This is a genomic window from Bowmanella denitrificans, assembly GCF_002887595.1.
GTDB classification, from domain to species: domain Bacteria; phylum Pseudomonadota; class Gammaproteobacteria; order Enterobacterales; family Alteromonadaceae; genus Bowmanella; species Bowmanella denitrificans.
Window position 1 is genome coordinate 190399 of sequence record NZ_PEBU01000001.1, and the last position, 16594, is coordinate 206992.

A 16594-nucleotide genomic window follows, 5' to 3' on the forward strand; every position below is an offset into this window, starting at 1 on the left:
AGTAGGTTACCATCCCGTAACTAAACCAAAAGAGCGAGCTTGGTGGGCACCTATCAATTTGGCGAATTTGAATTCGATCCAGATCAGTTAGTCTTAAAACAACATGGCCAGATTGTTTCACTTAACGAAAAGGCCTGTTTGTTACTGGCATTGTTGTTGGAGAATCGGGATAAGATCCTGAGCAAAGACACTATTTTAGATAGGGTTTGGACGAACAGGGTTGTCACTGAGCAGGTGATTTTCCAAAACATCAGTTTACTGCGCAGTATATTTGGTGAGACCGCCATTAAAACCTTTCCTAAAAAAGGGTATCAGTGGCAATCCCCTATTATAGATAACCGCCATCAACCTACTGAAGTTACCGGCCAGGATAAGAATAAAGATATAGCGCAAGTGCCCAAGCCGTTTGGAGGTTTATCCAGACCGGCTGTTTATGGATTGGGTATCGCGATACTGCTTATCGTCTCGGTACTTTGGTACAGACTCTATACTTTGTCACCCCCAGCGGCGCTGCAACCCGAGCAAATATTTGTCCTTGCGCCAGCCGCGCAGGAATTTAGGGTACAAAGTCTTCAAGCCGGCCTGTCGGCACAGGCGCTGTTTGACTCGCCACATCGCACTTATGCTCAGGCAGCCAACGCAGAAGAGTTACTTGTTGCTACCAAAAACTTTCCGGTGAAAAGCGGTCTGGTGGTCAGTTTCATTGTTCAGGGGCCGCAGCGAAGTTGGCAGGATTATATTCTGGTCAAGACTGCCGAAGAAGCGCAGCACAAGCTCAGTGCAGCTATCCAGGCATTGCGCGACGGCAACTATTTTAGTTTGTCTCATCCGCAGCAGGCTCTTGCAGTCTTGCAGATGCGTCAAAATGACCTTGGTGCAGAACAGGCCAGGTTATATATGGCGCTGGAAGAATACGACAAGGCCGCTACGCTGGTGGAAAGACAGCTACTGGCGCCGAACAACAACCTAGAGAAAGCCTTGTATCTATGGCTCAAAGCTCAAATTGCCATGGAGAACAAGCAATTCCCTGTGGCAAGAGCAAGTATCGAAGCCGCTTTAACTATTCAGGAAGCTGTTGAGGTCGCCCCCCTAAAAGCACAAATGCTGATGACCTTATCCTGGAGTCTGCTGGTGGACAACGACCTGCGTCAGGGCATGCAAGTGCTGAATCAAGCCGTTTCCAGCGCCAGAGCGGCGCGGGAACCATTGTTGGAGCTGAATGCACACCGCATCCAGGCTTTTATGGCATCAAAAGCCGGGCTGACGGAACTCGCTCATACCCAGATGGGCCTAGCCACTCAGCTGATCAGCCTAAATCAGCTGGGCGATGAACATCTGGTGTCACTACTCAGTACACAAGCCTGGATGGCCGGTCCAGGAGAGGCCGCGAACGCTTTTTATCAGCAGATTTTGAGCAGACCGTTTACGCCACAATATCAGAAGGATTTTTATATTGCCGCCAAACAGCTCAGGCAAAGCTATATTCAGCAGCAGCGCTGGGATGAGGCACTGGCCCTGATTGCCCCCTGGCAAAGAGACTCATTTCTGTATCTGACAAGGGCATCAGTGTTGCTGGCGCAACAGAAAAGGGCGGAAGGGCTCAAGGAAGCCCTGCAAAGCTTTCAAATCGCGCAGTTAGCGCAAAGTAAAACCGATGCCTTGGATAGCGCCTTGTTGCTTTTACAGCATGCACAAAGCGGCGATACCATGGTCGACGCTGAGGGGTTGAAAAGCTACCTGACCGCGCATGCTACCCGCCGTTGGCGCGACCAGAATAGCAGGGCATTGGATGCTGCAATACGCTTATCTAGCAGCGAATTGCAGCCTAATTAATGCCGAGTTGCTAATGCTATCTACTCATCCCCTGTTGCTATTGGTTGTTGTAGGGTGAATTCCAGACCGGCCAGCATCCAGCGGTCAAATCCCTCGCGCATTACCTGTAGTTGCAAGCTGTGCTGACCTTTTTCAAGATACACAGAATGTTGATTCGTTGTGTTTTCTGCTTGGCGCTCATGCCTAATCTCTGCCAGCAAGGTAGCGCCATTCCATAAGGTAAAGAAAGTACCCTCCTGGAAGGTGCGACCTTGATAGCTAAGTTGATATTCTCCTGATTCTTCCACCTTAACCAGGAAGGTTATGCTCACCCTTTCCTGCACTGTTACAGGGTTGGTTTTGAAAACATAGTATCGCTCGGGGCGCGTCTCAGTGGGGGCGGCTCTGTAAAGCGCCACGCCGTTCAGACTGGCTACATTTTGCATCTCTAGTTTGCCCGGAATCTCAGTAATAACCGGAGGGTGCGGAACCAGCAGTGGCGCGCTGGGTAAACTGGATTGCCCATCATTGGCGGCCACCAACAGGAAGCTGGTTCCATTGGCTACCGCATCAAGTTCCAGGCTTGACTGCGAGCTGTCCACCTGAGTTAACTTGGTATACTGATGCTGATAAAAGCCGCCCATCAGATGCGCTTGAGGGTAAACCGACTGATAGATATCGTAGCGAGTTACCCTTTTGTCCGTCACGGGTTGCCAGCGCAACTGATACCTGGTTTCACCCAACTGCACAATGTGACCTGAGCGTGGTGTCATTAGCAAATTGTCTTTTTCCGCAAGCCGTTGCTGCTGGGCCTGCTTTAAAGCTTCGGTAAAATGGCTGTCGTCCGAAGTCGCCGGGGCCTTATCTGCAGCGAGCCTGAATCCAATATCTGCGGACACATTCCACCCTTCCCGCTTGGCCCGACCTCTGAAGGTATGGGGGCGGGCGGGGTAATGCCAGTTACTGCCGCGCAGACCATAGAATTCACACTGATTTTTCTCTTGGGGTGCTGATGTGTCCAGTTGGTAACCTTTGTCGCTGTAGCAGGAGTTGACCATCTGCAGCACATTCCCTGTCATATCATGCAAACCAAAGCGGTTGGCCTTGTATTGTCCGACAATGGCGTTGTAGGCCTCCCCATCTTCACAAGGAGACAAGCCCACAAAGCCGACATTGCTTAACCCATACAACTGATTATTAACCGATTCACCGGTAAAGTCCGCGACGTTGCCATACTCACATGCTTGTGCACCGGTCGGGTCATCTCCCCAGAAGAAGCGGCTTGTGCTACCAGCCCTGGCGGCATACTCCCATTCTTGCTCGCTGGGTAATCGATAGGATGTACCGGTTTTCTGGCTTAACCACTTGGCATAGGCTTTGGCGGTTGTCAGAGAAATGCAGGTAACGGGCTGATAATCGCTGTGGCTATAGCGATGTTTGTCCCATCGTCCTGTACCAATGTGGGTTGGCCCCCTTAACCCTTCTTTATCAATAAAGTCGTTACAGGTGGCATCGGGTGAGAAGTTGGTGTCTTTAGCAAAGTAGCGAAACTCGGCGACAGTCACCGGGTATTTTGCCAGTTGAAAGGCCTCAACAGAGACCTCGTGAATAGGTTGACTGGCCGGGTCGCCCCCAATTGTACCCATCATAAATTCACCCGCCGGAATTGATACCATGGGTGGCGTGATAAATTCCTCGGCCCAAGCCACCGGACCTGAACATATACTCAGCACGCACAGTGCCGACAGATACCAATTCGACATGCAGTTCCTCACTTTTTATTTATGTGTAGAGGAATGCAATCTAGATGGCCGACGGCTGCCGGGTCCTATAATGATTAAATTGTTTTTCTATTAAAATTCTATTTGCGAACTAGTTTGCAAAGGTCAGCTCTATCACTTCCTTACGTTCAGCCACCAGCAGGGTGGCCAGCAGTTCTTGTCCTTGAATATCGGTCAGATAATCAATATCCGGGGTGATGGGTGCCACTACGCTGAATGTATCCGCTTGAATGTGGTAGCGCCACAGCTGATTGGCCTTGTTGATGCCATACAGCTGGCCATCTTGCAGCACAAAGCCTTTCTCTGAACCCTGGCCCAGCAAACTGTCAATCAGCTTGTCTTCAATACCGCCTTGCAACCAGAACTGTTTGAGATGATCCATATAAATCAGCGGCTCTTGTGGGTCTTTGGCTGCCCATATCACCTTTTTATTAGTGACAGTCTGATAATCCATACTGCCTAAATCAATCGTCACCAACTGCACCATGCCATTTACCAGAATTCTGGCTAACAGTTGCTGCGAATCGCTGTTCCAGGCAAACAGATCAAATATGGGATAAGGAAATCCCTGACGACTATGCTGATTATTCAGCGACAGCTTGTAGATATCCATATCCGCCAGTACCAGCAGACCCTGGCCGTCGTTATCCCAAAACAGGCTGCTGATAAAGGTGCCTTTGGGGAAGTCACTGACCAGTCTGGAGCCTTCGTCGCCCGACAACCAGACCTGCTCAGTGCCGGTGCGTTTTGACACAAAAGCAATCTGCTCGCCGCCAGGCTGGAATTTGGCGTTGTCTTCATGGTTGATAGAGCGCTCAAATACTGCAGGCGCAATGGCTTGCTGTTGTGCATTAACATTGTCGGCAACAGAAAGTCTGGCCACATCACTGTCGTAGCGACCGCTAATCAGCAACAAGCGCTGGCCATCAGGATGAAAGGCCGGGCTGCCAACGCTGGCCTCCAGGGCTAAATTCAGCTTGGTGACCTGGCCTTGCTCGGACAGCATATAGAGTTGTCCCCGATAGGCCAGCAGCATTTCAGCCTGGCCGGGTATAAATTCAGGGGCCACTTTTAAATGGCGCGGTGCATCGGGTGGAAACTGAATAGGGTGGCTGGAGATAACCCTGCCATCGGCATGCAGCATCTCGATATACTGAACACCATCTGCTTTTACCAATGTCACGGCCAACCGCTGGCGTTCTGCAGACCAGGTAAACGTCAGGATCAGGCCATCTTTAACCTCATACAGGATATCACTGCTATGGTCGGCCAATGAGTAACGCACCAGGCGCCAGAGTCGGTCGTCGCGCTGCAACAGCACAATATGCTGAGCGTCCATCCACAGGGGATCGCGAATTTCTGAGTGTTGGCAATTTAGCAGTTCGCTGGGCTGCTGAGGCTCTGTTAGTGCGGCCTGAAAATCCAGGCTCATCAGTTTGTAGCAGGTAGGTTGACGCAGTGGCGCCGTGCAGTCCTGCTCTTCAATAAATATCAGGCGTTTACCGTCGGCAGACAAGCTGTGCCCAGCGTAGGTGCCTTCTTTGGCGGTCAGTTGGATCTCTTGCATGGTCTGAGCATGCTTCGCCCACAGATTGTTACTGCACACCTTTTCGTAGTAGCGATGAAAAATAATATATTGGCCATCCGGGGTATAGGTTGCACCATATTCTTTATCGTCAGTGGCGGTCAGATAGCGCAGGTCGCCGAGCTTTAATTCTGGGCTGTCCGATACAAAAGGTATCAGCCCAATTGCCAGCACCAATATGGCCGTGGCCGCCAGCAACCAATAGGCCATGTTGCTGTTAGCTAGCTTAGGGGATGAAATCCCAATATCGGACGGGTTACAAGGCTGAGCGAATTCGCGCTTGTCTCGCGTTTGTACACTTTCCTGCTGAGCGCTGTCATTCAGTTGCGGCGCTGGACTAACAGCATCGCGATTTTCTTCGGCAATGCTTATCTCTTCAGACCAACGTACTTCGCCTTCCAGACTATAGCCTTGCTTGGCATGCGTTTTAATCAGTGCTGAGGCTTTACTGCTTTCCCCGAACGCCTTTCTTAATTGCGCAATGCTGCGCTGCAGCGTATTGGGCGTGACTACTGCATTAGCCCAGACCTTATCTAACAATTCATCATGGCTGACGACACGGCCACTATGCTGCGCCAGATACGTCAGTACCTGCAGCGCTTTAGGGGGTAACGTTTGCACCCTGTCTTGCTGGCTTATTTGGTTTCTGGACAAATCCACCAGGAATTCACCCACCCAGTATTGTTTAGCCATCACCAATAACACCTGAAACATGAAGGGAAACAAAAAGATGCACCATCCTATCACAGCCTTGCAATTTAGGTATCGCCAAGGCGCATCAGCAAGACGTCAGCAAGATTTCATCAGCCTTTCAGGCGTTTTTTAACGCTTCGGATTAGCCTGCCTACTCCACTTTCACAGGCAAAAAATATGAAAACTAGCTACTTACGGATACTTTCCTGTTTACTACTGATTCTGGTTGGTGCAACCACCTACGCCAAGCCTCTGGTATTGCCGCAGATTCAGGTGATCCCGATTAAAGCCAGCGCCACAGAGCGTCAGTACGAGCTGCTGATAAAACTGCCCGACAACTATGCACAAAATCCTGACAAGGCCTATCCGGTAATCTACTTCACCGATGCCTTATGGCACGTGGAGCTGCTGTCGGCCTCAACCTTTTTTCAGATGGAAGACAGTATTTTAGTTGGCCTTTCCTGGCAAAAAGACATAGATGCAAAGTTAATCGAAGCGGAAGGGGCGTATGTCAGCCGCTTCCGGGATTACTCCTTTGCCCCATCCAGCAACCCGGAAAACCAAGCTAAATACCAGTTCGGTCAGGCAGCCAAATATCTGGATTTTATTCGCCACGACGTGATCCCCTATGTGGAGAGCCACTACCGCACTGAGCCTGCCAATCGCAGTTACTTTGGCTACTCAATGGGCGGCTTATTCGGCGCTTACATACTGCTGTCGCAACCTGATACCTTTAAGAATTATATGCTTGGCAGCCCTTCGGTTTGGCGAATGGCACAAATTGAAGCCCTGCCCAACAATGCAAAACCTTTTAACGCCAATGTCTTTGTGACTTATGGCAGCGAAGAACAAAAGCTCAGTCCGCATGTGGACAGCCTTATCCAGTTTCTGCATAACAAGAAGGATGCAAGCTTGTCCTTAACCCACAAGATCCCGGAAGGGAGCCATCAGACCGCCTCGCCGATGACTGCCGTGATGGCCATAAACTGGCTGGCCAAACTACAACAGCAAGGAGAATGATATGTTCCGGCTAAGTGTTTTTCTGTTGCTATTTTCCAGTCTGGCGCTGATTTGTCCGGCTTACGGTCAGGACGAGTTTCCGGCCCTTACAGGCCCTTATATGGGCCAGAAGCCGCCCGGTATGGTGGCCGAACCTTTTGCGCCAGGTATTATCTCGAGAGAAGGCTGGGAGCTGGAAGGCGTATTCGCGCCTGGTATGCAAGAGTTCTACTTCACCACCCGAGGGGGCGAACGTACGCGCTCGACTGTGATTGGTTTTCGCCAACAACAAAACATATGGCACAAATTCATAGAATTTCCCCGTAACGGCGAAATATCATTTTCCCCGGATGGCCAGGTTATGCATATGGCAAAAGGCTATAAGGAGCGTATTGATAACGGTTGGTCAGAGCGCAAAAGCTTAGGTGCCATGTTCGAACGTGAGGATTGGGGCATTATGCGCCTGTCGTCCTCTGCCAGCGGTACTTACGTATTCGACGACTATAAAAATAATGATGTGATCCGCATCTCAACCATCAAAAACGGACAACGGCAGGAGCCCATCCCAATGGGGCCACAAATCAATAGCGGTAAGTGGACCGCCCACCCTTTTATCGCCCCCGATGAAAGCTATCTGATCTGGGACAGCGAGCGCGAAGGCGGCTATGGTGATTCCGATTTGTATATCAGCTTCCGACAACAAGATGGCACCTGGGGCCGGGCTATTAATATGGGCGAGCAGATTAACTCAGAGCGGTGGGACGCCTACGCCAGCGTGACCCCGGATGGAAAATATATTCTGTTTAATCGCGGCAGAGATGAAAAAAATGACAACGTGGATATTTACTGGGTGGGTGCGAAGATTATTGATGAACTCAGGGGCACTCAACAGGATTGAGTCTGAACCTGCTTTATAAATGCAAGGTGGGTGAAAAGTGGGCTGGTTTTACGCCAGAGCTTGTCAGAAACACTGTGCTAACCCGCTGGCAGGCCTCCCCGCCAGCACAAAGTTAAAAACAGCATTGATACTTTAAAATTCTGCGTAAGGCTATTTAAGGTTAATCCTGTTTACGCAAAGGCCATGCTTAAAACAAAACCAGCTCACTGTGTTCCGTTACAAACTCACTGGTATTCGACATCAATGGCAAACCATCGCCTTTTTGCAGCTTAGCCCCTAGCGGGTAGACAGCCACTCAACAAGCAGCCGAACACCAAACCCAACGCCACCAGCGGGCACTTCGTTACTGGTTTTTTTGACGCTTTCGTTACCCGCCATATCGATATGCGCCCAACGTGTTTCTGCTTGCACAAATTGCTTCAGAAACATGGCTGCAGTAGATGCGCCAGGGCCACCGGAACCAATATTTGCAGTGTCTGCCAAGGTGCTTTCCAGCATGTCGCCGTAAGCCAAAGGTAAGCGCCAAAGAGGTTCGTTGACGGCCTCACCTGAGGCAGTTAATTGTCTGATCAGCTCTTCATCATCACTGAATAGCGCTGCGAACCTGTCACCTACCGCCCGTATTTTTGAGCCGGTTAAGGTGGCTATATCCAGCACAATCTCAGGCTTATATTTCTCCTGCACATGCCACATTGCGTCGGCCAGAATCAATCGCCCTTCAGCGTCGGTATTGATGATTTCCACTGACTTACCTGACATCGAGGTAATTATGTCGCCGGGCAGCAATGCAGTTTCTGACACTATGTTCTCTGCCAAAGGCATCACTGCAATGACGTTGACTTTCGCCTTTTGCTCGGCCAGGGTTCTGATGGCTCCGAGTACCGCAGCCGCGCCTGCCATATCGCCCTTCATTCTGGCGATACTTTCATGAGTTTTGATGTTGTATCCGCCGGTATCGAAGGTGACACCTTTGCCTACCAAAGCAATGGGCTTGTCGTTGCTGCCTTTATAATGCGCCACTACCATACGAGCACCAGGGACACTGCCCTGACCAACCGCATAAAGCAGCCCCATATTCATCTCTCTGATTTTTTCACTGCTGAATATCTCCAGGTCGACGTCCAAGCCTTTTAGAGCCTGTTGTGCGGCTTCGACAAAGGTAGCAGGCGTGAGCTGTGCTGCGTTGGTATTCACTAGGTCGCGTGCCAGAAAAACTCCCTTTTCCAGGGCGCGAAGCTGCTTGTAGTGCCTGCGAGCCTCCTGCTCGGAATCCACTATGATGTGAAAGTCATTGTTAGGAGGCGTTGCGTCTTTGCGATAGCGATTAAAACGATAAGATCCCAGCGATATACCGTGGGCAATATTGGCGGCGAGCAGACTGTTATCAAGCCTGGCGCTGACCCCCTTAACAACAATGTCAACTTTTTGCACATCCTTGTTAGTAAACATCTGTGCAATCTTTCCACCTACCATGACCGCTTGGGCGCGATCCAGTTTGTCCACGGGGCCCAGACCTACCACAACTAATTGCTGCGTTTCGCCACCCTGCGATGCCAGCAGTTGCACCTCGGTATTGTGCTCGCCCTTAAACTCTTTAATCCCGATGGCTGTTTGCAGCTGCACCAGGGTGTTTTTATCCAACTGGCCAGACAGATCGTCAGATTGGTCGCTATGTTGAAACAGCACGCGAGCAAAGGTGCTACTGCGTGCAGTATCAGAAAAGGTGATACTGGTTGCATTGGCAACGCAACTTATAAAGAACAGAACAGCAACACAGGGTTGCCATAATTTGGCGCTTGGCATTTGCATCTCCGGATGTGACGTTTTATATAGTGGTAGTCAGAGTTTGAGTGATTTCTATCAAGGTTCAAGGGCTGGAAAGCACACTAGCGCACGTTATTTCCGGCCAGAAAAATAGTGCTGTTCCCGACCCTCATTAATTTGTTTTACATCTGCGCAGTATTCAGAAACCGGCCTGATTAAAAGGCGCTGGATGCCGATGGGCTCGCCGCTTTCCAGGCAATAGCCATAGGTTTTATCGCTTATGCGCCTAAGTGATTTATCAATTTTGGGCAATAACTTTCGCTCTCTGTCCAGAATCCGCAGAGACAGTCTTGACTCTTCCTCGTACTGGGCGCGATCGACATCATCGTTTATTTCCGGTGGCTGACTAAGCGATATCTTCATCTCTTCTATGTGCTGCATGGTTTTGTTTTTCAGCTCGACTAACAGAGCATGAAAATACGCTAACTGAGCTTCGTTCATATAGTCTTCATCAGGGGCTGCCAGCAGCTCTTCCTTACTGGTGATTGTGTTCATTTCAGTTCCTCCCTGGCCTGATAAAACCATTGCAAAACGCGGGCATAATGCGCTTCTCCATATAAACGAACAAACTGCTTTGTGTGCTCCATACTGCGGTTTTCCATCGCTTGAATACGCGCTTCTATAAAAGCTTTGTCAAGCACAATACCGCACTCGTTGACAATGCAGTGCTGCCACTGAGTAAAACTGGCTGGCATAAGCGGCGATGACATATTTTCTCCTAACATTGTCAGAGGCGGTTTGCTTCACGACGTTTTCCCCCGCTTAGGTTCTTGAAGTCATTGATGACCTTTGGTCGCGATCATAAAAATATGTTATAACATAACAAAATTAAAGATCAAAACCTGCAACCCGGGCGGTAAAATTGTGCAAAAAGGGCTGCAAGGCTTAAGGCGGACTTAGCCCAAACTGCCAGTAACTTGCTATCAGGACGAGCAACTGTAATGGGATATACCACCTGCATTGAATAACGCCATAGGCCGCAGGCGATAATATTTTTCATCGATTTCAGAGGATTGCCCGTCGTACGGGTTGGTTAAAACTTCCTGTAGTTCCTCAATCAGCCTAAAGTCGCCTTTTTCCGCTTGTTGGTATGCGGGAACAACCAGCCACTCACGCCAGCTATACTTGGGATTAACTTGTTTCATCTTTGCCGATATGGCTTCAGCAGAACCGCTTCTTTCAAGCTGTTTACGCCAGTTTTGCAGCCACCGCAGCCATTGCCTGCGTAAATCATTGCTTAGCGGTGTGTAGAAGCTTTTACTCAGGCCAGAAAGGTCTGTTGGAATGTTCGACAGCTCACGAAATAAAATCGTGTAATCAACAGAAGTTTGTACCATTAGCTGCAACAGCGATATCACCAACTCTGCATCAAAGACGTTCAGCCCCAGCTTGGACGCCCACATTTTTTCCATTTTCTCTGCCATAACCTTGGCAAATCCGCTGCCAATCTCGTCCAGTGCTTGCAGCTTTGCTGGTTGCAGGGAAAGTAAAGGTGCCAATGCCCGGCAGAACATGTCGAAATTCTTCTGTGCAGCCAGGGGCTGATTAAGAAAGGAGAAGTGCCGTCCACCGCCAGTCCAGGGTTGATACCCAGGTTCAAACAGCTCGCAGAAGCCAAAAGGCCCATAGTCCAGGGTAAAGCCACCGGCAGCGCAATTATCACTATTGAAGTTGCCCTGGCAGTACCCGACCCGGATCCAGTCTGCGACCAAAGATGTTAAACGATCACGAAAGGCCGTCGCCAACTGCAGGATCTGCTGCGCATTCGGCTGGCGGCTATCAACCTCATCGCTGTACTCACGTTTAATTAAATGCTGAACAATGGCCTGCAGTTCTTGCAAAGCATTGGCATGCTGGTTGTTGCGTGCTCTGCGCGCAAACAGCTCTAACTGGCCTACCCGCAAAAAAGACGGTGCCACCCGCGTTGCAATAGCTACAAAGTTAGGCACTATCACCTCTGGATCTATTGCATCAGAGCCTTCCAGATACCAGGGACGCCGGACAATTTCGGACTGCGAAGCAAACAGACTGAGTGAACGTGATGTAGGTACACCTAGGGCATGCATATGTTCTTGCGCCAGAAACTCTCTGACACTGGAGCGCAGCACGGCACGCCCGTCTGCGCCCCGACAATATGGTGTGCGCCCCGCGCCTTTTAATTGCATCTCCCAGCGCCTGCCATTGATAACCGCTTCAAGTACCGAAATGGCGCGGCCATCGCCATAGCCATTGCCGGTCTGGAACGGGCATTGCTGGGTATATTCAGTACCGTAAATTGACAACGCATAACCGGTAGCCCAGCCTACTTTGCGCATGGGGGCAGGAACCTGTGAAATGTCGCCCGAAAACAGTTGCCTAAAGCCCTCGGTCTGCGCCAACCCCTGGTCAAACCCCAGCTCCCGAAAAAGCCCTTTGCTATGTGCAACATACTTAGGATTTTCGATAGGCGTCGGCGTTACCGGAACATAATGACCACAAACAACCTGTCTTGGCTGATGGTCCTGACCCGATTCAGTTGCATCCGGATCCGGGCTCAGCGTATCCAGCAATGAATAGTCAGCTAACCGGGCAAGGTCGCTAAGTGTCTTAACCTTTATTGAGGGCTTTTTCGTTTCTGTACTGATCATAAGATAGCAAATAACGTCTTTTAAACAGTTTATTAGGCAACTGGCAACTTGGGGACTGTTGATCTTTCAAGTATAGTTTTTGTTAAAATTAAGTCCCTTCTAATCACAACGCCGTGCTGCAGGCCTAGTGACAGCCTTGTTATTGCAACGTTTTAATGGCAACGTGTCCAGGTAAAAAAGCTTAGGCATTAAACCATTGCAGTGTCACCAGGAATACAACATGCATATTGCCCAGATTGGCGAATCGGTACTAAAGCAGCAGGCCCATGAAGTGCCTGCAGATGCTTTTGGCACTATTGAATTGAAAAACTTTACCGAAGGCCTGCTGAAAACCATGCTGGATGCTAATGGTGTAGGTATCGCCGCCCCGCAGGTATTTGATGGTCGCGCCATTATGTTCGTCGCCTCCCGGCCCAGCCCCCGCTACCCCAATGCGCCACAAATGGAACCGCTGCTGTTAATTAACCCACGCATAATCAGTCAGTCAGAAAACTGGGTGTGGGAATGGGAAGGCTGCTTGTCGGTACCAGCACTGCGCGGTTTTATCCAGCGTCCGGACCAAGTGGAGTTAAGTTACCAGGACATCAACGGCAATCCATGCCAAATCGAATTTACGGGCTTTCTGGCGCGCATTTTCCTGCACGAATACGATCACCTGATTGGCAAGACCTGGCTCGACCACGTTACCAGTACCGAGCAGGTCATGGCTGAATCCGTGTGGCTGCGGCAGATTGCCGGGGTAACAGGGACTGCGCATTAAGGCCACAGTTCATGCTGAGCGGCCCCTAAAACCAGCCGTTGTGAATTTCTGCGACAACAGATCGTAAAATCAAAAAGTTATGACTTAGTCTTATCGAATTCAAGCGCATCCTTCTGCGTTTAAAATTTTGATTACCCTGTTTGCCTGATTCCCCTTAACAGGACCAAGCGTTGGTAGTATAGTGCGCCGCAAATATGTTATAACATCACACACCCAAAGGACTAAACATGCCGAAAACCATTCACGCTTGCCGTTTAAGTGTGCTTTCGTTGGCCATTTTCTCAACATTTACCGCACAAGCAGACTCCCTGTCAGCTGTTGAAACCCTGGAAGTCCGGGGGCAAAGGGAAGCCTACCGGGGCGACTTTGACTATCTGAAGTCTCCCGAAGCGATTTTTGAAATCAATTCACAACTTATCGACAGCACTGGTGCCCAGGGATTAACTCAGGTACTGGATCTGTCTTCGTCTGTTACCAGACAAAACAGTCTGGGTGGACTTTGGGATAGTTTTGCGATCCGTGGCTTTTTTGGCGATGAAGATGTCCCCAGTGGTTATCTGGTAAACGGCTTCAATGCGGGGCGCGGCTTTTCAGGTCCAAGAGATGTTTCAGGTATAGAGCGGGTAGAAGTTCTCAAAGGCCCAAAGGCTGCGCTGTTCGGCCGCGGTGAGCCAGGCGGCTCCATTAACCTGATCACCAAAAAGCCGTCTTATGAGTCTGCCAGTGAACTGACCCTGACGCTCGGCAGTCGTCAGCAAAGACGCGTTGAAGGCGATGTAAATGGCGCTTTGTCGGAGCAGATTGCTGGACGCCTTGTCGGCTTTTATCAGGAAGAAGACAGTTTCCGGGATACGCTGGAAATAGAGAAGCACGGCGTTTTAGCTGCATTTCGCTATGATCACAGTGACCGCTCCACATGGAGCTACGAACTGGAATACGCCAAACAGGAAATTCCCTTTGATCGCGGAATTATCGCATTACAGGGCAACTTTGATTTTATGCCGATTGAACGTTTCCTTGGTGAACCCGGCGACGGGCCAACCACCACTGAGGTTCATGGGCATCAGATTCAATGGCAATATGCGTTCAATGATAACTGGCGGTTAAGCTCCGGACTTGCCTTCAGGCAGACTGAGCTTGACAGTTTGTCCAGTGACGCCGACGTTTCTCCCAGTCGTCAAAAACTTTACTACGACGGTAAGACACTAACCCGTCAGCATCGTCAGCGGGCCTACGATACCGATCAATATGTAGGGCGGGTGGAATTGAGCGGTGAACTCAGCACAGGCTCTGTAGTTCACAACATCATGTTGGGTATTGATTACGACAGATTCGAATTCGACCGCGATTATCGGGTGGCCCGAGCACCCAGTTTATCTACCATGCCAAGCGACGAGCAGTTATATGCTCTGAACATCCACAACCCGGTTTACGGTCAGTTTACTCCGCCAACGCCCTCTCCAGTCACTGTGCGCCAGCAGAATCAATGGGCAACGGGGATATATCTGCAGGATCAGATAACGCTGACAGATAAGCTGCAACTGCGTGTTGGCGGTCGATTTGATTGGCTGCGACAAACCACAGACGACAGGCTGAGTCAGCAATCCGCCAAACAATCAGAACAACACTTCAGCCCACAGTTAGGTCTGGTCTATATGGTTTCTGATAACTGGTCTGTTTATTCCACTTACGGTGAAGGTTACCGTTTGAACTTTGGCACCGATCATCAGGGCCAAGGGTTTGAGCCGAACCAGAGCGAATCAAGCGAGATCGGCAGTAAGTGGTCATTGTTCGACAATGACCTTGAGGTGACGCTGGCGTATTTTGACAGTGAACAAACTAATATCATTGTTGCAGATATCGAACATCCTGGCTTTGACTCTGCCATTGGTAAAGCCAGCAGTAAAGGGGTTGAGCTGGATATCGCAGGTCAACTCCCCGCCGACATTAATGTCTGGTTCTCATACACCTATCTGGATGCACAGGTAGAAAAGGACTCCATCGATACCGGCCTGTATGTTGGGATAAAAGCGGGTGACGACCTTCTGAATATTCCCGACCACGCAGCCAGTTTGCAACTGAGTCAATATTACAGAGTTTCAGGGCGCCCGCTGACGGTGGGCACCGGTCTGCAATACGTTGACGAGCGCCTGGGCCAACGTGGGTCTGATTTCTATCTGCCATCTTATGTCATTGCCAATCTGTTTGCAGAGTATGACATAACAGATCGTTGGCAGGTTAAAGCCCAGATCCACAACTTGTTTGATCGCAAACACTTTACCAATTCATACACACAGATGTGGGTACAACCGGGCGAGCCTCGCCGGATCCAGGTATCAGTATCCTACTATTTATAACCAGACTAAAACCGTGGCGTCACTGCCGCCACGGTTGAGGATTGAGCATGACAACGACGTCTGTGCCCTTCGGGCAAACAACCAGTAATATCGCCGTTCAACATCAGGCTAAAAGACGATTGGCCAGCATTGACGCCCTGCGTGGTCTGGTGATAGTGATAATGTTGATTGACCACATCCGTGACATTTTCTTTAATCACCTCAACATCAGCGATCCTGTCGATGCATTGACGACAGAGCCAGAACAATTCATTCTGCGCCTGCTCAGTTCACTGTGCGCCCCGGTGTTTGTATTGCTAACCGGTATATCGGCTTATCTGTACGGCCTTAATCACAACAAACAGCAGGTGGCCCATTTCCTCTTCAAACGCGGACTGCTACTTATACTCCTGGAAATCACCCTAATCAGTATTGCCTGGACGGGTTCTGTTCCACCCAGCAAGCTTTATTTACAGGTTATCTGGGTTATTGGCCTGAGTATGGTCATCATGGCCGGCCTGATTTATCTGCCTAGCCCCGCACAATGGTTGGTGGTGATAGCCGGGATCACGGGCCACAACCTGCTGGATGCTATCGTTCTTACTCCGGACCACGGCATGCATACCTTATGGGCTATCTTACATCAGCGGGATTGGTTGCAGATCACCGATACCCTGAGCGCGCGCACCAGTTACCCTCTCCTGCCCTGGCCGTCGGTCATGCTGCTGGGTTATCTCCTCGGCGGCTGGTTTAAGCCAGAGGTCATCCCATCAGATCGCCAAACACGGCTAATCAAACTAGGGCTGGCGTTACTTGCCGCCTTTGCGATGATTCGCGCGCTCAATGTCTATGGCGACGCCCCCTGGTTTACGGGTGAACATGCCAGCATCACGATAATGAGCTTTCTGGCCCTGACAAAATACCCACCCTCACTGCTTTTCATCGCCTTCACCCTGGGGGTCGGCCTGATCGTTCTGGCCTGTTTAGAACGTTGGCAGGACAGGCGTATCCTCCAGCCATTGGTAGACTTTGGCAGTGCGCCAATGTTTTTCTATATCCTCCATCTTTACTGCATCGGTATCAGTTACTTGTTGTGCATTCGCATATTTGGCCGTAACTACGGTAATCAATACGGGTTTGAGCACCTGTGGCAGCTGTGGATGATGTTTTTTGCCCTGATCTTTCCACTTTACTTTGCCACGCGCTGGTTTGGTCGTCTGAAACAAAGGCGCAGAGATATTCGCTGGTTAAAGTACTTCTGAGCGCCTATGGGCTCGTC

Annotated in this window: 12 protein-coding genes; 6 read left to right on the forward strand and 6 right to left on the reverse strand. The window is 50.2% G+C overall.

Features of this window, described 5'->3' with window-relative positions; genetic code table 11:
• Positions 1–42 precede the first annotated feature (42 nt).
• Entirely contained in the window at positions 43–1833 is a 1791-nt protein-coding gene (locus CSR04_RS00980) for a transcriptional regulator (protein ID WP_245921276.1), read from the forward strand.
• Positions 1834–1853: 20 nt separating this feature from the next.
• On the opposite strand, the gene CSR04_RS00985 is transcribed toward CSR04_RS00980, so the two are convergent.
• Both CSR04_RS00985 and CSR04_RS00990 read right to left on the reverse strand, forming a co-directional pair.
• A complete protein-coding gene (locus CSR04_RS00985; RefSeq protein WP_102794362.1) occupies positions 1854–3575 on the reverse strand; it encodes a formylglycine-generating enzyme family protein in 1722 nt (573 codons plus the stop codon).
• A 109-nt stretch (positions 3576–3684) separates the two neighbouring features.
• The gene (locus CSR04_RS00990; RefSeq protein ID WP_172449196.1) at positions 3685–5871 is read right to left on the reverse strand and encodes a winged helix-turn-helix domain-containing protein; all 2187 of its coding nucleotides are present in this window, start codon (positions 5869–5871) and stop codon (positions 3685–3687) included.
• A 177-nt stretch (positions 5872–6048) separates the two neighbouring features.
• On the opposite strand from CSR04_RS00990, the gene CSR04_RS00995 reads away from it, so the two are divergent.
• A complete protein-coding gene (locus tag CSR04_RS00995; RefSeq protein WP_102794364.1) occupies positions 6049–6891 on the forward strand; it encodes an alpha/beta hydrolase in 843 nt (280 codons plus the stop codon).
• Position 6892: 1 nt separating this feature from the next.
• Positions 6893–7768: a TolB-like translocation protein gene (locus tag CSR04_RS01000; RefSeq protein WP_102794365.1), complete on the forward strand. Its 876-nt coding sequence runs from the start codon at positions 6893–6895 to the stop codon at positions 7766–7768.
• 276 nt (positions 7769–8044) lie between these two features.
• Here the strand turns inward: CSR04_RS01000 and CSR04_RS01005 are convergent, their stop codons facing one another.
• The 4 genes from CSR04_RS01005 to CSR04_RS01020 form a co-directional block, all read right to left on the reverse strand.
• Positions 8045–9571, reverse strand: coding sequence for a leucyl aminopeptidase family protein (locus CSR04_RS01005; RefSeq protein ID WP_172449197.1), 1527 nt, complete (start codon positions 9569–9571; stop codon positions 8045–8047).
• A gap of 93 nt (positions 9572–9664) precedes the next feature.
• Positions 9665–10087 (reverse strand): TraR/DksA C4-type zinc finger protein, encoded by a 423-nt coding sequence (locus CSR04_RS01010; protein WP_102794367.1) that lies wholly within the window; start codon positions 10085–10087, stop codon positions 9665–9667.
• Positions 10084–10302, reverse strand: a complete 219-nt coding sequence (locus tag CSR04_RS01015; RefSeq protein ID WP_102794368.1) for a hypothetical protein — start codon at positions 10300–10302, stop codon at positions 10084–10086. The genes CSR04_RS01010 and CSR04_RS01015 overlap by 4 nt, the downstream gene beginning before the upstream one ends.
• A gap of 213 nt (positions 10303–10515) precedes the next feature.
• Positions 10516–12219, reverse strand: coding sequence for a protein adenylyltransferase SelO (locus tag CSR04_RS01020; RefSeq protein ID WP_102794369.1), 1704 nt, complete (start codon positions 12217–12219; stop codon positions 10516–10518).
• Between the two features lie 220 nt (positions 12220–12439).
• Between CSR04_RS01020 and def the strand changes: the two genes are divergently transcribed.
• The 3 genes from def (at position 12440) to CSR04_RS01035 (ending at position 16577) form a co-directional block, all read left to right on the forward strand.
• Positions 12440–12979, forward strand: a complete 540-nt coding sequence (def, locus tag CSR04_RS01025) for a peptide deformylase (RefSeq protein WP_102794370.1) — start codon at positions 12440–12442, stop codon at positions 12977–12979.
• Positions 12980–13206: 227 nt separating this feature from the next.
• Entirely contained in the window at positions 13207–15336 is a 2130-nt protein-coding gene (locus tag CSR04_RS01030; protein ID WP_102794371.1) for a TonB-dependent siderophore receptor, read from the forward strand.
• 47 nt (positions 15337–15383) lie between these two features.
• Complete coding sequence (locus CSR04_RS01035; RefSeq protein WP_102794372.1) at positions 15384–16577, forward strand: acetyltransferase domain-containing protein; 1194 nt, start codon at positions 15384–15386, stop codon at positions 16575–16577.
• Positions 16578–16594: the final 17 nt, after the last annotated feature.

What these genes read in the sequence shown, in the direction of transcription:
- CSR04_RS01005 (WP_172449197.1), bottom strand. Translation starts at nt 9,571, where the DNA reads ATGCCAAGCGCCAAATTATGGCAACCCTGTGTTGCTGTTCTGTTCTTT.
- CSR04_RS01015 (WP_102794368.1), bottom strand. Translation starts at nt 10,302, where the DNA reads ATGTCATCGCCGCTTATGCCAGCCAGTTTTACTCAGTGGCAGCACTGC.
- CSR04_RS00990 (WP_172449196.1), bottom strand. Translation starts at nt 5,871, where the DNA reads ATGGCTAAACAATACTGGGTGGGTGAATTCCTGGTGGATTTGTCCAGA.
- CSR04_RS01000 (WP_102794365.1), top strand. Translation starts at nt 6,893, where the DNA reads ATGTTCCGGCTAAGTGTTTTTCTGTTGCTATTTTCCAGTCTGGCGCTG.
- CSR04_RS01010 (WP_102794367.1), bottom strand. Translation starts at nt 10,087, where the DNA reads ATGAACACAATCACCAGTAAGGAAGAGCTGCTGGCAGCCCCTGATGAA.
- CSR04_RS01035 (WP_102794372.1), top strand. Translation starts at nt 15,384, where the DNA reads ATGACAACGACGTCTGTGCCCTTCGGGCAAACAACCAGTAATATCGCC.
- CSR04_RS01030 (WP_102794371.1), top strand. Translation starts at nt 13,207, where the DNA reads ATGCCGAAAACCATTCACGCTTGCCGTTTAAGTGTGCTTTCGTTGGCC.
- CSR04_RS01020 (WP_102794369.1), bottom strand. Translation starts at nt 12,219, where the DNA reads ATGATCAGTACAGAAACGAAAAAGCCCTCAATAAAGGTTAAGACACTT.
- CSR04_RS00985 (WP_102794362.1), bottom strand. Translation starts at nt 3,575, where the DNA reads ATGTCGAATTGGTATCTGTCGGCACTGTGCGTGCTGAGTATATGTTCA.
- def (WP_102794370.1), top strand. Translation starts at nt 12,440, where the DNA reads ATGCATATTGCCCAGATTGGCGAATCGGTACTAAAGCAGCAGGCCCAT.
- CSR04_RS00995 (WP_102794364.1), top strand. Translation starts at nt 6,049, where the DNA reads ATGAAAACTAGCTACTTACGGATACTTTCCTGTTTACTACTGATTCTG.